A 17,802-nucleotide genomic window follows, 5' to 3' on the forward strand; every position below is an offset into this window, starting at 1 on the left:
CGTCGCACCAGCCAAAGTCGTCGCAATCAATGCGCCGGATGGCGGCTTCAAGCGCGTGGATGCGCGCATAGCGGCGGGTGTCTTGGGCGGCCGCCATGGCCTGTTGCTGCATGGCGTCCATGCGCGACAGGCGCCCGACACTTTGCTGGTCAAGTTCAACGGGCTTGCGATGCTCGACCGTTGCGCCCGACGCCTGCCGAAGCGCCGCAAGCTCCTGTTGCAGTCGCGGCAGGAACCGGGCTTTCAGATCTGCGGGGGACGGTTCTGTCATCCCGCTAGCGGATCAGAACGACAGACACCTTGCAAGACCGGATCATCGCAGTCGTGGTTGAGCCAATGATCAAGCTGCGGATGCGCGAATGCCCGTAGGCACCCATCACCAACAAGTCGAAGTGTTCGTCTTCCACCAGTTTCCCAAGCGCGGCCTCCGGCGGACCGGGCAGAATTGCGGTTTCAGCCTCGATCCCTGCGGCTTTCAGCAGCGCCTTTGCATCACGAAGCCCTTTTTCCACGCTTGGGCTAGCACTGCCCACCGTGACAACGTGCACCGCCAAGCCCTGAAACAGCGGGCTTCGGGCGATGTGATCGACCGCTTTCATCGCCGATGTGCCGCCGTCATAGGCGACCAAGACCTTCGAGATCGGCCTGAAGGCGCGCGATGCCACGAAAACTGGCTTTTGGCTGGCGCGAACGATCCTTTCGAGGTTCGATCCCAGATGGCCCTTGGCGAAATCTGCCGCTTCGCCGCGTTTGCCCAGTATGACCACGCGGGCGTCGCCTTCTACCTCGGCCACTGCTTCCACAACGTCGCCATGGCGCAAGCGCGTGGTGATGTCGGTGACGCCGTCCTTGTCGAGGATGGCGCGGGCGTCTTCCAGAATGGCGCGGCCGCGATGGCTGATCAGCTTTGCGCGCTGCGCATCAAGCGCCGCCAGTTCTTCCAACAGCGCGGTGCGCGCGCCCAGCTTGATTGCGCCCGAATGGTCATGCGTATCGGTGGCCTCTCGGCGGCCAAGGACGTGGATCAACTCGACTGCGGACCCGGTGCGCTGCGAAATCCATGCAGCATGATCGCAGACGCTTTCCGAATAGATGGAGCCATCCACGAGGGCGACGATTTTCTGTGGTTGTTCAGTCATCTGGTTTGCCGCTCCATCAATGCGCCATTAGCTTGTCGATCGCGCCCGGCTTGTCATGAATGGCAAGCCTATCAACGATTGTGTCCGACGCCTCGTTCATACCGACGATTTCGACCTCGGCCCCGTCACGCCGGAACTTCAAGATCGCCATGTCGAGCGCCTGCACGCTGGAAATATCCCAGATATGCGCGCGGCTTACATCGATGATGACCTTTTCGAGCGCCTCTTTGAAATCAAAGGCGTTCATGAAGTCTTCAACAGAGCCGTAGAAAAGCTGCCCTTCAACGATATAGGTGCGTTCGCGCCCGTCCTTCGAGATGGTGGTGGTGACGTTGAACAACTGCGCAATCTTTCCTGCGAAGAAGATGCCCGAAAGCAGCACGCCCACCAACACGCCGATAGCAAGGTTGTGGGTGTAAACCACCGTTACAACCGTCGCTATCATGACGATCGACGACGAGCGCGGGTGCAGCTTGAGGTTTTTGATCGACGACCACGAAAAGGTGCCGACACTGACCATGATCATGATCGCCACCAGCGCCGCCATCGGGATCTGGCTGACCAGATCCCCAAGCCCCACGACCAAGATCAGAAGCGTAACCCCCGCAAAAAAAGCCGATAGCCGCCCACGCCCGCCAGACTTCACGTTGATGATCGACTGGCCGATCATCGCGCAACCCGCCATGCCGCCGATAAAGCCGGTTGCGGTATTGGCGATCCCCTGACCGATGCATTCCTGATTTCGGTCCGACTTGGTGTCGGTAAGGTCATCGACGATGTTCTGGGTCATCAAGCTTTCCAGCAGGCCCACGACCGCCACGGCGAAGGAATAGGGCAGGATAATCAGCAGCGTCTCAACGGTCAGGGGAATCTGCGGAATCAGAAAAACCGGCAGCGTGTCGGGCAATGCGCCCATGTCGCCTACCGTTCGCACATCCCAGCCGAAAAACAGCGTGAGCCCGGTCAGCACGACAATTGTCACCAGCGGCGAGGGGATAGCTTTCGTCAATTTGGGGAAAAGGTAGATGATCGCCAACCCGGCGGCGACCAGCACATAGGTAAGCCACGTGACGTTTCGCGGGTCCAACTCGGGCAATTGCGCCGCGAAGATCAGGATCGCCAGCGCGTTCACAAAGCCGGTCATCACCGACTTGGAAACGTATCGCATGACGAAACCCAGTTTGAGCACCCCTGCGCCGATCTGGATAAGACCGGCCAGCACCGTTGCGGCCAGCAGGTATTGCAGCCCGTGTTCTTTGACGAGCGTGACCATCAGCACCGCGGTCGCCGCCGTTGCGGCCGAGATCATGCCGGGCCGCCCGCCGGTGATGGCGACGATCACGGCAATGGAAAAGCTGGCGTAAAGCCCCACCTTCGGGTCCACACCCGCGATGATCGAAAAAGCGATGGCTTCCGGTATCAGGGCAAGGGCCACGACCAGACCTGCGAGCAGGTCACCCCGGATGTTGCCCGTCCATTGGGCGCGGTAGGCGTCAGGTGAAATCATGCAAATACGTTCCTGATCGACTCGGGCCATACTGGCCGCATGTCGATATGAGTTCCATGTGTCGGCTCGGGTTTTCCGGCATGTCCGGGGCCGGAAGTGCTACCCGGGCTTGCACCGGGCAGATGCTTTGCCGGGCCTGTTACGCGGAACGCGGCTTCGTTGGCAACCCAAAATCCGCAAGGGACGCTGCACCGCAGCGTAGACTTGCTACGAGGCCACACCGGGCGCTGGCCCCTCGAACAAGCGCAGCCTAATCGAGATGCAATGCCGCAGACTGTACGGATCATCGCTATACAGAATGCAACCCCCGTGATCCTGTCAGCAGCGGGTCTTGTAGCAAGGCTTGTAGCAGAGACCTTTGGAAAACGAGAGGCTTTCCAAGAAACCAATGTGCTAGAAGGGGAGAAGGTGAGAGGCTGGACAACGACCCAAGCGGGGCTCGTTACGGCTGCTTCCTTCCGGACCTGACCGGGTTGGCGAGGCGCTCGCCCGCGCCAACCTCTCAAACGGCGATATAGGCGGACGGGGGCTGCAATGCAAGCGCGCTTGCGGCCCCCGGGCCGGTTTCATTGCATGGCGCGGTCTTTTGCGCTGGGCAGGAAGTTCATGTTGAAGAAGGTGTCGCGCTCTTCCGAGTTAATGAACGCCGGATTGTCCTGCAATTGCGCGACATTCCATTCCTGCCGCGCCTGACTGGGGGTGGCGAAACCGTTTTCAAGCACATAGGGGGTCAGCACGTTTTCCGCGATGATCATGCGCAGCCGTTCCGCTTCAAGCGCCGGATCAAGTTCGGCGTTGCGCGCGATGACGGCCGCAACTGCGGCTTCGGGGTCGGCGATCGTCGCTTTCCAGGCTTTCAAGACCGCCGCGGTAAGACGGGTCGCGACACCGGAAGATTTTGCAAGGTAATCGGAATTGATCACTAGAACCTGCCCGTAGAGGACGAGGCCATTGTCGGCCATCGGCATAATGACAAGATCGTCGGTGGCTACGCCGAGCTTGGCAAGTTCAGGCAGGATTTCATAGCTAAACCCGGTCACCGCATCCACCTCGCCTGCGGCCAGCGCTGCGGCGAGTTCTGTCGGCGCGACGTTTTTGAAGGTGAGATCGCTCATGTCAAAGCTGTTTGAATTGGCGATGTTTTGCATGCGGTATTTGGCGAAGCTGTCGGAATCCTGTCCAACAACATGTCCCGGCAGGTCAGTCACCGCGGCAATGCCACTCGATTTCAGGGCGACCACGGTGAAGGCCGGGCGATCGTGAATGACCATCAGCGAGATCACACGCGAGCCGGGGTTCATGATGATGTATTCTGCGAATGTGGGCATATCGACGACGCCGAACGGGTAGGAGCCCAGCGCGATCCGGCTGACCGCGTCAAGCGCGCTGCGTGTGGCGCGCACATCAAGGTCAAGGCCCTCAGCTTCGAACAAACCGCTGTCGGCGCCAAATACATAGGCCGCGGCGGCACCTGTAATCGGCCCGTCGACGGCAAATTTCAATTCTTCTGCGGTTGCGGGGCCGGCAAGCACCAAAATGGCGAGTGCGGCGGCGAGACGTTTGATCATTATATGTCCTTCCCGGCTGATGCAGGCACTGCGCCTACGATTCAGCGCCCGGCGCTGCGCGAAATGGCTGCGCGGTGCAGGTGCCTGCCTCCGCTTAACGCTGCCCCGCGGTCTGAGCGATGAAAAATCCTGTGATAACGCGGTTTCGCGTCGTTTTAACGCAGTATCGGGGTCAAAAAATATGTATTTGAGACTCAGAAACGGATCAGATAGCGCGCAAAGCCACTTGCGCTGATACCAAGCGGTTCCAGTCGCAGGTCTTTTACCTCGGCCAGATAGCGCGCCGCGCCGGGGCCAGTTTCGAATACCGCAGAGGTTCCGGGCATCGGTGCAAACCGCCACTTGGGGGTGTTCTTCGGCGATAGCGTGCCGTGCTGCTCGACGAACCAGCGCAGAATATCGCGGTTGGACTCCGAGCTTTCCAGCACTACCTGCCCAGAGCGCGCCCTGAAAAACGCGCCACCTCCAGCCGCGCGAAAGTCATTGGTGGCGACCACGAACTCGGCGTTCGGGTCAAGCGGCGCGCCTTGAAACGCAAGATTGCGGATGCGCTGCGATCCGGGGGCGACCAGATTGCCCTCGGCGTCGTAGCGGGCCGGTTCGGCAAGGTCGATTTCGAACTCGAGGCCATCAATGATGTCGAAATTGTAGCCTGGAAAGGCCGCGTCAAGCAGTGGCTGGTGCTGGGTTCCCGCGATCAGCCGGTTGAAAGCACCGGCCGATCGTTCCAGCCAGGCGCAAAGCTCTGCCCCGCGCAGGCGCACCGCGCAGATCCTGTTGGGGAAATGGTAGAGGTCGGCAATACTGCGCAAGGCGAGCGCCCCGGCAGGCACATCGGTGAAATGGCTGGGGCCGCCGCGCCCGCCGGTCTTGAAAGGGGCGGTTGCCGATAAAAGCGGCAGGTGAGCGTGGGCACTGTCGGCCAGCGCGCGCGCCACATGCCAGCGCTGTGCTTCGGCAATCACTTGGCCGATAGGATCATGTGCCAACAGCGCAAAGTAGCTGTGCAGAGGAGCGGTGCTGTGCCCCACCGGGCGGCGGATGTAGTGCAGCGTGGCGCGGTGGTCGGCGTCACTGCTGGCAAGCACGCCGCGGTGTGGCGCGGCGCGTGGGCGCAATTGCAGACCACGGTCGTGCTGAAACACCGCTTCCACTTGCACATCGGCTGCATGCACCTTCCAGCGCCCCGCAGTGCGTTGCAGTGACAGATCGATCCGCCCGACATGCGAACCCCTCGCACCCGACATCACAGCGGGCGTGCCGTGCAGCCGCCCTGCTGCGGCATCTGCGCCCTGCGGGGTTGGGCCGGCCTCTGCGGGAAATACCAGATGATTGTGGCCCAGCATCAACGCGTCAATCCCCGCCAGCCGCGCCAAGGGCAGGGCTGCATTTTCCTGCCCAGCAACATGTTCGGCTGCGCCAAAGCCGGTATGGGCCAGTACAACCACCAATTCTGCACCAAGCGCGCGCAATTGCGGCACCCATGCTGCGGCGGTCTCGACAATGTCGCGGGTGCGGATGCGGCCGGCAAGGTGGCGCTGGTCCCACTGGGTGATTTGTGGCGTGGTCAGGCCAAGCACACCTACGCATAGCGGCTGGGTGCTGCCATCGGCGCATCTTATCTGGCGACGCAGCAGGCAGTGACCGGGAAGCAGCAACCGGTCTTCAAGCGGCCCTGTAGTGCCAAGTTGGCGGGCAACATTCGCCGCCAGCACGGGAAAGCGCGCAGAAGACAGCGCCTGCTGCAAGAACTCCAGACCATAGTTGAAATCGTGGTTTCCGACGACGGCGGCATCGTAACCTGCCGCGTTCATCGCTGCGATGATCGGATGCGCGGTGGTGTTGTGGGGGCCACGGTCCTGCGCTACGTAGTCGCCAAGCGGTGTGCCTTGCAAAAAGTCGCCGCAGTCGAACAGTAGCGAGTTTGCGACTTCGGCACGGCGACGTTCGATCAACCCCGCGGCATGGGCTAACCCGGTGCCAAGCATGGGCCGGTCTGAATAATAGTCGTAAGGCAACACATGCATATGCAGATCAGTAGTCTGAAGCAGCCGCAACTGCGCCTGCACTGTGCGAGCGGCTTGCACATCCGCAGAAAAGACGGTCATCGCCGGATGCTCCGGTGGCATTGCTGGATGCAAGGCGACGCAGACGCGATCATGAAGCTGCCTTCTTCGATTGCGTTTTCACAATATCGGCCAAGTTATTGCGTCGCCGAGCGAAGAGATACCTAAAAAGTTGTAGTTAGGAAAAATATACAACTATAGGTGGTGCATAATCGCCACGCCGTGTTACTGGCGCTGACGGCGCGATCATGGCAGCAATGGAGCAGGCTGAAAGGAACGGGAATCGCGACATGCAGAACGGCGCAATATTTGCCTTTGCGGGATCAGGGCTGGATCGAGCGGCAGAATTGCGCGTTGCGCCAGAGCGGCTTGCCCTTTTGTGGCAAGCGCCGGAAACGCGTGTGCTGCCGATCTGGCGCGGCCGGCCGCTGTTTGCGGGCGACGTGCTCGGCTGGCTTGCGCCCGATCATCCGGTTCTGGAAGGGGCACCGCAAGAGTCGGTGTTTTTGGGCCTTGAGGAGGGCGCGGCGCGATTCGCGCTCGATCTGTCGCATTGGCGGCCCGAAGAGCCTGCCGCGACCCCGATAAGCCTTTTCGACGCGGGCGAGCAGCCCCATCCGCTGTTGGACGCGCCGATGGTCTTTGCCGAGATGCGCAACCGCATGGCGATGATGAGCGCACGCGAGGCGGAACTGGCCGCAATGGCGCGGGCGCTGGGCGAGTGGCACCGAAGCCATGGTCACTGCGCACGCTGCGGCGCGGCCACGTTGCCCAGCCACGGCGGCTGGAAGCGACATTGCCCCGCCTGCAACGCCGAGCATTTTCCACGCACCGATCCCGTTGTCATCATGCTTATCACCGAAGGCAACAGCGCATTGCTAGGGCGCGGTCCGGGTTGGCCCGAGGGGGTGTATTCGTGCCTCGCGGGCTTTGTGGAGCCCGGCGAAACGATTGAGGCAGCGGTGCGCCGCGAAGTGGCCGAGGAAACCGGCGTTCCGGTTGGGCCGGTGCGTTATCTGGCAAGCCAGCCTTGGCCCTTTCCCGCTTCGCTGATGCTCGGCTGTCACGGCAAGGCCACCGCAAGGGCGCTGACGCTTGATCCGGTGGAAATCGAGGATGCGTGCTGGGTAACGCGCGAAGACATGGCGGATATCTTCGCCGGGGTGCACCCGCATATCCGCGCGCCGCGTCAGGGCGCGATTGCCGCTGGCTTGCTGCGCATGTGGCTTGCAGATCATATCTGATGACGGCAGAAGAATGGCCGATGTTTGAACGGAGTACGCGCCCATGAAGTTTACCGCCCGCGAAGATATCGAGGCCCCTATCGAGGCAGTGTTCGCCGCCATGACCGATATCGCGGCGCTTGAACTGGTAGCAATGCGGCGCGGGGTGCAACTGCGCAGACTCGATGCCCTAAAGGCCTTGGGGCCGGGGATGTCTTGGGAGGTGGGCTTTCGCTACCGTGGCAAGACGCGCCAGATGGTTGGCAAGATCGCCAGCCTTGAGGCACCCGAGCGGTTGGTATTTGAGGCTAGCGCGCAGGGCTACGAGGTTACGATGAGCATCACGCTACTGGCGCTGTCGCGAAAGCGCACGCGCATCGAAGCCGAGATGGAGGTGCGTCCGCGCAGCGTGTCGGCGCGACTTTTGCTGCAATCGGCGCGATTGGGTCGCCCGGCGCTGCAACGGCGCTACGCTGACCGCATCCATCTGATGGCGCTTGGCCTTGAAGAACGGGCCGCGCGCGGCATCGCGCAGCCCGCCGCGGGTGCCTAGTATCGGCGCGGATCTGCCGGATAGACCCCAAGCAGCGTCATCGATGACGTGAAATAGCGCAACTCGTCCAGCGCCAGACGCACGTTGTGATCGTCTGGGTGGCCTTCAATATCGGAATAAAACTGGGTGGCGGTGAAGCTGCCGTCGACCATGTAGCTTTCGAGCTTGGTCATGTTTACGCCGTTGGTGGCAAACCCGCCCATCGCCTTGTAAAGCGCCGCCGGAATGTTGCGCACCCGAAACACGAATGTGGTCATCATCATCCCGTCGCCGCGTCGCGTCAGGTTAGGCTCGCGCGCCATGATCAGGAAGCGGGTGGTATTGTGTTCGCGGTCCTCGATGTGGCGGGCAAGCAGATCAAGCCCGTAAATCTCGCCCGCAAGCTCGCTTGCAAGGGCCGCCACCTTCGGATCGCCGCGCTCGGCGACCAGCTTTGCAGACCCTGCCGTATCGGCACCAGTAACGGGGCGCAGGCTGTGGCGGCGCAGAAAATCGCGGCACTGGCCCAGAAGAACGGTGTGACTCATTGCCGCTTCCACGTCGGTGATTGCGGTGCCGGGAACCGCCAGCAGATTGATGTGCACACGCACGAATGCTTCATCGACTATGTGCAGCCCGCTTTCGGGCAGCAGGTGGTGGATATCGGCGACGCGCCCGGCTGTCGAGTTTTCGACCGGCAGCATGGCGAGGTCCGCATTGCCCTTGCGCACAAGTTCTATCGCGTCCTCGAAGGTGGGGCAGGGAACCGCCTCCATGGTCGGACGTGCCTCGCGGCAGGCTTGGTGGGAATAGGCTCCCGGCTCTCCCTGAAAAGCGATGCGTCCGGTTTGACGGTTCGGGCTCATTAGGCACTCCATTGGCAATTGCGCGTGCTCAGGCACACGCGAAGGCGTCGGCTGCGGCTAACTATACCTTGAAATGCAACAGGGGAAGCGGTTAGAAGCCCGCTCAGGCAATCCACGCGGGGAAGCGACATGTTCAACATGATGAATTGGATCAAGCTGGCGGGCGCCACAATCGCCGCGCTACTTGTGTTCCTATTGGGAAACTGGGCGGCAAATACGATCTATTTTGGCGGCACCAGCGAAGAAATGGCCCATGCGCCAACGGCAACTGCACCGGCTGACATGGCGCCGGCTGCTACGGCAACAGCGGACGCTCCGGCTGCTGCCACGGCTGAGGCCGCCCCCGCAGAAAGCGGTTTTGTTCCCCCGGAACTTTCCGCGCCCGTCGCCGAACAACTGGCCGCCGCCGATCTGGCCGCCGGTGAAAAAGTCTGGCTCAAGTGCAAGGCTTGCCACAAACTCGATGGCAAAAACGGCGTCGGCCCTGCCCTGAACGGCATTTTCGGCCGCTCCACCGGTTCGGTCGAAGGTTTCAAGTATTCGGATGCAAACCTGAACGCGAATATCACCTGGAGCCCCGAGGTGATGAACGACTACTTGTCGAACCCCAAAACCTACATGCCCGGCAACAAGATGACCTTTGTGGGTCTGCCCGCCGAAGCTGACCGCATCAACTTGATGGCGTGGATGATGGCAAACGGTGGCATGGCCGATGGTGCTGCGCCTGCCGCAGCTGCCCCGGCTGCTGAAGCCGCCCCGGCTGCCGAAGCCGCCCCGGCCGCCGCGCCTGCCGAAGCTGCCGCACCTGCCGCTGCTGAACCCGCGGCTCCTGCTGCCGCTGCGCCCGCTGCTGCGGGTGGAGCCGGCACTTTGGTGTCGCGCCTTGCTGGTGCCGATGTTGCCGCAGGTGGTGTGATTTTCGAACAGTGCGCAGCTTGCCACAAGCTTGATGGCACGAACTCGGTTGGTCCCTACCTGAACGGCGTTCTCGGTCGTGGCACTGCAATGGCCGAGGGTTTTGCGTATTCTGACGCGAACAAGGCCGCCAATCAGACCTGGACTGCATCGACCATCTACAAGTACTTGGTCGATCCGCAAGCAGTGCTGCCTGGCACGGCGATGACCTTTGCTGGTCTGCCGAACGATCAGGACCGCATCAACGTGATCGCGTGGCTGCTGTCGAACGGCGGCGTCGCGGACAAGGACACGCAGTCGGTCGAAGATGCGATGGCTATTGGTGCCGCACAGGCCGCTGCCGGTGGGGCTGCTGCCGCAGCACCTGCCGCGGCTGAACCTGCCGCCGCAGCACCCGCTGCTGCAGAACCCGCCGCCGCGGCATCCGCAGTTGAAGGCGGCGTCGCACCGATTTCCGAGCGGATCCTTGCTGCGGATGCGGAAGCAGGTGCCAAGGTCTGGCTGAAGTGCAAGGCCTGCCACAAGCTCGATGGCAAGAACGGTGTCGGCCCGGCGCTGAACGGCATCATCGACCGTGTTTCCGGCACGGTGCCCGAGTACAAGTATTCGGACGCCAACCAGAACGCCGCGGTTACCTGGACGCTGGAAAACCTTGACGTCTATCTGGCCGATCCCAAGGCCTTCATGCCCGGCAACAAGATGACCTTTGCCGGCCTGCCGAAGCCCGAAGACCGCGCCAATCTTTTGGCTTGGTTGCAGGCCAACGCGCTTTAAGCCAAAGTCGGCACAAGAAACTGCCCAAGGCCGCGCCTAACAGCGCGGCCTTTCGCATTTTCAACTGGTTCTCACGCATTCGCGCCTTGCTGATGGGCCCGACTGACCGTTACCCTGCCAAGGCAACCGCCCGGCGGGTGTGGATCAGAGGAGTGCTGGCAATGGCAAGGCAAGCGACAGTTGCGGCGACGGTGCCGATGCGGCCGATGGTGGCGGTTCTGACGGCGACAACGATCTGGCTGATGTTCGCGCTTGCGGCATTGGCGCAGGACGCCACGATCCGCGCGCATGGCATATCGACCTTTGGCGACCTGAAATACGGCCCCGACTTCGCGCACCTCGACTACGTCAACCCGGATGCACCCAAGGGCGGAGAAATCTCGATTTGGGCATCGGGCGGATTTGACAGCTACAACGCCTACACGATCAAGGGCCGCGCCGCCGCGCTTTCGACCAGCCCGCTCGAATCGCTGTTAACCGGCACAGCGGACGAGATAGGCGCGGCCTACGGCCTTTTGGCGGAAAGCATTGAATACCCTGAAAGCCGCGACTGGGTGATTTTTACGCTGCGCCCCGAAGTACGCTTTTCCGACGGCTCGCCGCTGACAGCTGAAGACGTGCTCTTTTCTTACGAATTGCTGCGCGACAAGGGGCTTTCAAGCTTTCGTGGCGTGATCTCGCAGATGATCGCCAGCGCGGAAGTGCTCGATCCGATGCGCATCAAGTTCACCTTCTTGCCGGATTACCCGCGCCGCGATGTGATTCAGGCGGCAGGCGGGCTGCCGGTGTTTTCGAAGGCAGAGTTTCTAGCCAAAGGGCGTGACATTCAGGAAACCTCTGATCAGCCCTATCTCGGGTCTGGCCCCTACGTTTTCGACAGCGCAGACGAGGGGCGTCGCGTGGTCTGGCGGCGCAATCCCGACTATTGGGGGGCGAACCTGCCAATAAACATCGGCCGCAACAACTTTGACCGAATCCGCATCGAGTATTTCGCCGACTACGAGGCGGCTTTCGAAGGCTTCAAGGCGGGTGCCTATACTTTCCGCAGCGAGGCGTCATCGCTGATCTGGGCGACACGCTATGATTTCCCCGCGCTGACAAACGGTTGGGTGGTCAAGACAGAATTGCCCAACGGCAATATCAGCACGGGCCAGTGCTTCGTGTTGAACCTGCGGCGCGAAAAGTTCCAAGACCCGCGCGTGCGCGAAGCGATCGGCCTGATGTTCAACTTCGAATGGTCGAACGAGTCGCTTTTCTACGGGCTATATGCGCGCACCACCTCGTTCTGGGACAACAGCGAACTGGCGGCAACAGGCACCCCGTCGCCTGAAGAGCTCGCGCTTCTAGAGCCACTCGCCGATCAGTTGCCCCCAGGCGTTCTGACCGAGCCTGCGGTGATGCCCGCGACTTCGGGCCCGACGCAGCTTGACCGTGCCAACATGCGCCGCGCCGCAGCGTTGCTTGATGAAGCGGGTTGGGTTGTGGGCAGTGATGGGGTCCGACGCAACGCGAATGGCGAGAAGTTGGTGGTCGAGTTCCTCAACGATAGCCAAAGTTTTGATCGGGTGATCAATCCTTATGTCGAAAACCTTCGGGCACTGGGCGTGGACGCGGTGCACAGCCGGGTCGACGATGCCCAGATGACCAGCCGCGAGCGTAACCACGATTTCGACATCATCACCAGCCAGTTGGGGCAAGACTACATCCCCGGTTCCGGCTTGCAGCAGTATTTCGGCTCGGCCAGCACCGATGACGCCTTCAATACGATGGGGCTGCAAAGCCCGGCGGTGGATGCGCTGATTGGGCACATTGAAGCTGCCAAAACGCGTGCTGAAATGACTGTGGCGGTACGTGCGCTTGACCGGGTTCTGCGCGCCATAAGGTTCTGGGTTCCGCAATGGTACAAGGACGTATACACGGTTGCCTACTTTGACATTTACGAGCATCCAGAGACCTTGCCGCCCTACTCGTCGGGCGAGTTGGACTTCTGGTGGGTTAATGCTGAAAAGGCCGAGAAACTGAAGGCGGCAGGCGCATTCTGACGCCAGCGCGAAGGGCAGGGGCATAAGCAGGCATGAGCGCCTATATCCTCAGGCGGTTGCTGTTGATCATCCCGACGCTGTTCGGAATCATGTTGATCAACTTTGCGCTGACCCAGTTCGTGCCCGGAGGGCCGATCGAGCAGATCATCGCCCAGATGGAGGGCGAGGGCGACGTATTCCGCAACATCGCGGGCGGCGGCGACGCGGGGGCGCAAGGTGCCAGCGGCGGTGGCGGCGAAGACCGTTATAGCGGCGCGCGCGGCCTGCCCCCCGAAATGCTCGACGCGCTGGAAGTGCAGATGGGTTTTGCGCGCATCGTCTGCGACCCCGGGTATGTGGGTGAGCCAAACCTGAAGGCCGAGGAATGCCGCAAGGAAAAGATTTCAGCGGTGCGGCAGTTTTTTACCATGATGGGCAACTACCTGCGCTTTGATTTTGGCGAGAGCTTTTTCCACTCGACTTCGGTGATCGACCTCGTGCTCGACAAGATGCCGGTGTCGATCACGCTGGGGCTTTGGTCGACCCTGCTGGCCTATATGATCTCGATCCCGCTGGGCATCCGCAAGGCGGTGAAAGACGGCACCGCATTTGACACATGGACCAGCGGCGCGATCATCGTGGGTTACGCGATCCCCGGCTTTTTGTTCGCGGTGCTGCTGATGGTGCTGTTCGCGGGGGGCAGCTATTGGAAAATCTTTCCGCTGCGCGGGCTGACCAGCGAAAACTGGAATGATCTGAGCTTGGTTGGCAAGGCGCTCGACTATCTGTGGCACATCACCTTGCCCGTCGTGGCCTCGACGATCTCCAGCTTTGCCACGCTGACGCTGCTGACGAAAAACAGCTTTCTCGACGAGATCAACAAGCAATACGTGATGACCGCGCGCGCCAAGGGGCAGACCGAGCGGCGGGTGCTTTACGGCCACGTGTTTCGCAATGCGATGCTGATTGTCATCGCCGGGTTTCCGAGCCTTTTCCTAGGCGTGTTCTTTGGCGCTTCGATCCTGATCGAGACGATCTTTTCGCTGGATGGGCTGGGCAGGCTTGGGTTCGAGGCGGCGGTGGCGCGCAACTACCCGGTGATTTTCGGCACGCTCTATTTCTTCGGCCTGATCGGGCTTCTGGTCGGTATCCTGTCGGATCTGATGTATGTATTCGTCGATCCGCGCATCGATTTTGAGCGGAGGGCCGGATGAAGCTTTCCCCTCTCAACGCCCGCCGCTGGCGCAATTTCAAATCGAACCGCCGCGCCTTCTGGTCGCTGTGGATCTTTCTGGCCGCGTTCGGGCTGTCGCTGGTGGCCGAGGTGATCGCCAATGACAAGCCGATGCTGGTCAGTTATCAGGGCGAGCTTTACTTTCCCGCGTACCGTTTCTACCCCGAAACCGCGTTTGGCGGCGACTTTCGCACGCAGGCCATTTACCGCGACCCGGCGGTGCAATGCCTGATCGTTTCGGGTGGGCTGCAAGAATGTTGGGATGACCCCGAAGGCATCACTGCGCAAGCAAAAACCGGGGTGGTGAACGGCGAGGCGATTACGCGAGGCTGGATGATTTGGCCGCCGATCCGCTACCACTACCGCACCATCAACAACGTCGGTGCGGCACCCTCGGCACCGGATGCGCAGCATTGGCTCGGCACCGACGATACCGCCCGCGATGTCGCGGCGCGGGTGATCTATGGGTTCCGCACCTCGGTCTTATTTGCACTGATCGTGACAGGCATTTCCTCGGTGCTGGGTGTGGCTGCGGGGGCGGTGCAGGGCTATTTCGGCGGGCGAACCGACCTGATCTTTCAGCGCGCGTTGGAAATATGGGGCTCTACCCCATCGCTCTACGTCATCATCATCCTGTTCGCCATTCTCGGGCGCAGTTTCTGGCTTTTGGTATTTGTCACCATCCTCTTCGGCTGGCCCGCGCTGACAGGCGTGGTGCGCGCCGAGTTCCTGCGGGCGCGCAATTTCGAATATGTCCGCGCTGCGCGTGCGCTTGGGGTTTCAGACCGCGTCATCATGTTCCGCCACATTCTGCCGAACGCGATGGTGGCCACGCTGACGCTGATGCCTTTTGTGGTAACGGGTGCCATTTCGGGTCTCGCCTCGCTCGATTACCTTGGCTACGGGTTGCCATCATCGGCACCCAGCCTTGGCGAGTTGGCCTTGCAAGCCAAGCAGAACCTGCAAGCGCCGTGGCTTGGCTTTTCGGCCTTTTTCACCTTTGCGCTGATGCTGTCGCTCTTGGTCTTCATCTTTGAAGGTGTGCGCGACGCGTTCGACCCGCGAAAGACATTCAAATGAGCGCGGTGCTAGAGGTCAAAAACCTGAACGTGCGGTTCCGGCAAGACGGGCAGACCATACATGCGGTGCGCGACGCCAGCTTTACTGTTGGCAAGGGCGAAACTGTGGCGCTGGTCGGCGAAAGCGGGTCCGGCAAGTCGGTGACGGCGCTGGCTACGGTGGCGCTTCTGCCCGGAAGCGCCGAGATCGAAGGCTCGATCGACTATCTCGGGCAGGAAATGGTTGGGGCCAATAAGGCGCTGCTGCTGAAAGTGCGCGGCAATGACATCAGCTTCATTTTTCAAGAGCCGATGACCAGCCTCAACCCCTTGCACACGATCGAGCGGCAGTTGACCGAAAGCCTCGCATTGCATCAGGGTTTGCAGGGGGCTGCGGCGCGACCGCGGGTTATTGAGCTGCTGGAAAAGGTCGGCATCGACAACGCCGAACGCAGGCTGGCCGACTACCCGCACCAGCTTTCAGGCGGGCAGCGCCAGCGCGTGATGATCGCGATGGCGCTGGCGAACGGGCCAGAACTGCTGATCGCTGATGAGCCGACAACCGCGCTTGACGTGACGATTCAGGCGCAGATTCTGGAGCTTCTCGCAGATTTGAAGCGCGCCGAGGGCATGAGCCTTTTGTTCATCAGCCACGATCTGAACATCGTGCGCCGCATCGCCGACCGCGTCTGCGTGATGCAGGGCGGCGAGATCGTTGAACAGGGGCCGGTCGCGGAAATCTTTGCCAACCCGCAGCACCCCTACACCCGCAAACTTTTGGCGGCCGAACCGAAAGGTGCCCCCGATCCGGTGCCCGAGGGGGCAGAAGAACTTGTGCGTACCGAACACCTCAAGGTCTGGTTCCCAATCCAGCGCGGGATGCTGCGCAAGACCGTCGGTTACGTGAAGGCGGTGAACGACGCGAGCCTGAGTGTGCGGGCAGGCGAGACGCTGGGCATCGTTGGCGAGAGCGGTTCGGGTAAAACCACGCTGGCGTTGGCAATCATGCGGTTGATCGCCTCGGAAGGTCCGGTGGTTTACGCGGGCAACGACATCTCGCAATTGCCCCAGCGCGCGCTGCGCAGGTTGCGCCGCGATATGCAGATCGTGTTTCAAGACCCGTTCGGCAGCCTGTCGCCGCGCATGACCGCCGAGCAGATCATTGCCGAGGGCCTGACCGTGCACGGGGTCGAGCCGGGCCGCAATCGGCGCGACATGGTTTCTGAAGTGATGGCCGAGGTGGGCCTAGACCCCGCCAGCATGACACGATACCCGCACGAGTTTTCCGGTGGCCAGCGCCAGCGCATTGCCATTGCCCGCGCGATGATCCTGCGCCCACGGCTGGTGGTGCTGGACGAGCCGACCTCAGCGCTCGATATGACTGTTCAGGTGCAAATCGTGGATCTCTTGCGCGACTTGCAGCGCCGCCACGGCCTTGCCTATCTGTTCATCAGCCATGATCTGCGCGTGGTCCGGGCACTGGCGCACAAGGTGATTGTGATGAAGGCGGGCGACGTGGTTGAACAAGGGTTGGCGTCCGATCTGTTTGCCGCACCGCGCACGACCTATACGCGCGAACTCTTGGCGGCGGCACTGGGGCCCAAGCCGTGAAGATTCTGTTCGTGCACCAGAACTTTCCGGGCCAGTTTCCGCACCTCGCCCCGGCGCTGGCGGCGCGCGGGCATCAGGTTCTGGCGTTGACCGCAGAAACCAATGGGCGCAAGTCACCCGTGCGCGTGGTCAAATACCGAAAGCCCGAGCCGATCAAGATTTCGTCGCCGCTGACCCGCATGTATGCCGAAAGCGCCGAACGCGGTGCCCGCGCTGCACTGGCGGCACAACAGCTGCGCGATGAGCACGGCTATGTGCCGGACGTGATCTTTGGCCATTCAGGCTGGGGTGAGACGCTGTTCCTCAAGGAGGTCTGGCCAGAGGCGCGGCTGCTGATCTACGCGGAACTGATGTATCAGACCGAGGGGCTCGATACAGATTTTGACCCAGAGTTTCGCCGCGACGGTGTCGCGCCCCGAATCTCGACAACCGCGCGGGCTGCGCATCTGGTGCAGGCGATGGTGCAGGCCGATGCGGCGCTTTCGCCCACCGAGTTTCAGGCCGCGACCTTTCCGACAGAGCTGCGCGCCAAGATCCGGGTCATTCATGACGGAATCGATACCAAGGTGGTGCGCCCAAACCCCGAAGCGATCCTGCAAATCCCCAACACGACGCTCAGCTTTCGCGCCGGCGACGAGGTGGTGAGCTTCGTTAACCGCTCGCTCGAACCCTACCGTGGCTACCACAGCTTCATGCGCGCGCTGCCTGCGGTGCTGGCGGCACGGCCTTGCGCCCATGCCGTGATCGTGGGGGAAGAGGGGCAGAGCTACGGTGCCGCACCCAAAGACGGCATCAGTTGGAAGCAGCGCTACCTCGACGAGGTGCGCGATCAACTCGATCTTTCGCGCGTGCATTTTCTGGGCCGCGTTCCCTACGCCACCTATCTTTCGCTGCTGCAGGTCACGCGGGTGCATGCCTACCTGACCTACCCCTTCGTGCTTTCGTGGTCCTGCCTTGAGGCGCTGGCGGCCGGGGCGCTGGTCGTGGCATCAGACACAGCGCCCGTGCGCGAGGTTATTACCGACGGCGTAAACGGGCGGCTCGTGGATTTCTTCGATATCCCAACTTGGTCCGCGGCCTTGACCGAGGCGCTGGCAAACCCCGCCGCCACCGCCCCCTTGCGCGCCGCGGCACGACAGGGCGTCATCGCACGCTACGATCTGGCAACTGCCTGCCTGCCGCGCCTGATCGACTTCGTGGAAAACGCGGCGCGTTGATCCACCGCCTTGCACGCATGGAAAGCGCAGCGCGCTCCGCGGGGGATATTTCTTTCTGAAGCAGATCAAAT

General features: G+C 61.6%; 14 protein-coding genes and 1 other RNA gene. 8 read left to right on the forward strand and 7 right to left on the reverse strand.

Translation table 11 applies throughout. The annotated features are described in order from the left end of the window. From ABY403_RS00830 to ABY403_RS00855, 6 genes are all read right to left on the reverse strand, one after another. Window positions 1-271 (reverse strand): TraR/DksA family transcriptional regulator (locus tag ABY403_RS00830; RefSeq protein ID WP_372837629.1); only part of this gene is annotated, 271 nt, incomplete at its 3' end. 4 nt (window positions 272-275) lie between these two features. Next, entirely contained in the window at window positions 276-1,139 is an 864-nt protein-coding gene (locus ABY403_RS00835; protein ID WP_372837631.1) for a universal stress protein, read from the reverse strand. A gap of 16 nt (window positions 1,140-1,155) precedes the next feature. After that, a complete protein-coding gene (locus ABY403_RS00840) occupies window positions 1,156-2,646 on the reverse strand; it encodes a SulP family inorganic anion transporter (RefSeq protein WP_372837633.1) in 1,491 nt (496 codons plus the stop codon). Window positions 2,647-3,052: 406 nt separating this feature from the next. Next, an RNA gene (ffs, locus tag ABY403_RS00845) (signal recognition particle sRNA small type) lies at window positions 3,053-3,151 on the reverse strand. 61 nt (window positions 3,152-3,212) lie between these two features. Then, window positions 3,213-4,214: an ABC transporter substrate-binding protein gene (locus tag ABY403_RS00850; RefSeq protein ID WP_372837635.1), complete on the reverse strand. Its 1,002-nt coding sequence runs from the start codon at window positions 4,212-4,214 to the stop codon at window positions 3,213-3,215. Between the two features lie 194 nt (window positions 4,215-4,408). Beyond that, complete coding sequence (locus tag ABY403_RS00855) at window positions 4,409-6,322, reverse strand: bifunctional 2',3'-cyclic-nucleotide 2'-phosphodiesterase/3'-nucleotidase (protein ID WP_372837637.1); 1,914 nt, start codon at window positions 6,320-6,322, stop codon at window positions 4,409-4,411. 248 nt (window positions 6,323-6,570) lie between these two features. Between ABY403_RS00855 and nudC the strand changes: the two genes are divergently transcribed. Together nudC and ABY403_RS00865 are read left to right on the forward strand one after the other, a co-directional pair. Continuing rightward, the gene (gene nudC / locus ABY403_RS00860; RefSeq protein ID WP_372837639.1) at window positions 6,571-7,524 is read left to right on the forward strand and encodes an NAD(+) diphosphatase; all 954 of its coding nucleotides are present in this window, start codon (window positions 6,571-6,573) and stop codon (window positions 7,522-7,524) included. A gap of 43 nt (window positions 7,525-7,567) precedes the next feature. After that, window positions 7,568-8,056 (forward strand): SRPBCC domain-containing protein, encoded by a 489-nt coding sequence (locus ABY403_RS00865; RefSeq protein WP_372837641.1) that lies wholly within the window; start codon window positions 7,568-7,570, stop codon window positions 8,054-8,056. Here ABY403_RS00865 and ABY403_RS00870 read toward each other — a convergent pair. Beyond that, on the reverse strand, window positions 8,053-8,901 hold the full coding sequence (locus ABY403_RS00870; RefSeq protein ID WP_372837643.1) for a prephenate dehydratase: 849 nt from the start codon (window positions 8,899-8,901) through the stop codon (window positions 8,053-8,055). The genes ABY403_RS00865 and ABY403_RS00870 overlap by 4 nt on opposite strands. A 129-nt stretch (window positions 8,902-9,030) precedes the next feature. On the opposite strand from ABY403_RS00870, the gene ABY403_RS00875 reads away from it, so the two are divergent. The 6 genes from ABY403_RS00875 to ABY403_RS00900 all read left to right on the forward strand — a co-directional run bounded on the left by ABY403_RS00875 (window position 9,031) and on the right by ABY403_RS00900 (window position 17,731). Continuing rightward, window positions 9,031-10,590, forward strand: a complete 1,560-nt coding sequence (locus ABY403_RS00875; RefSeq protein ID WP_372837645.1) for a cytochrome c family protein — start codon at window positions 9,031-9,033, stop codon at window positions 10,588-10,590. Between the two features lie 197 nt (window positions 10,591-10,787). Next, window positions 10,788-12,632 (forward strand): extracellular solute-binding protein, encoded by a 1,845-nt coding sequence (locus tag ABY403_RS00880; protein WP_372837674.1) that lies wholly within the window; start codon window positions 10,788-10,790, stop codon window positions 12,630-12,632. A 32-nt stretch (window positions 12,633-12,664) separates the two neighbouring features. Then, a complete protein-coding gene (locus ABY403_RS00885) occupies window positions 12,665-13,825 on the forward strand; it encodes a microcin C ABC transporter permease YejB (protein ID WP_372837647.1) in 1,161 nt (386 codons plus the stop codon). Next, a complete protein-coding gene (locus ABY403_RS00890) occupies window positions 13,822-14,925 on the forward strand; it encodes an ABC transporter permease (protein WP_372837649.1) in 1,104 nt (367 codons plus the stop codon). The genes ABY403_RS00885 and ABY403_RS00890 overlap by 4 nt, the downstream gene beginning before the upstream one ends. Continuing rightward, on the forward strand, window positions 14,922-16,514 hold the full coding sequence (locus ABY403_RS00895; RefSeq protein WP_372837650.1) for an ABC transporter ATP-binding protein: 1,593 nt from the start codon (window positions 14,922-14,924) through the stop codon (window positions 16,512-16,514). The genes ABY403_RS00890 and ABY403_RS00895 overlap by 4 nt, the downstream gene beginning before the upstream one ends. Next, the gene (locus ABY403_RS00900) at window positions 16,511-17,731 is read left to right on the forward strand and encodes a glycosyltransferase (protein WP_372837652.1); all 1,221 of its coding nucleotides are present in this window, start codon (window positions 16,511-16,513) and stop codon (window positions 17,729-17,731) included. The genes ABY403_RS00895 and ABY403_RS00900 overlap by 4 nt, the downstream gene beginning before the upstream one ends. Window positions 17,732-17,802: the final 71 nt, after the last annotated feature.

Source organism: Phaeovulum sp., assembly GCF_041596715.1.
GTDB lineage: Bacteria > Pseudomonadota > Alphaproteobacteria > Rhodobacterales > Rhodobacteraceae > UBA6213.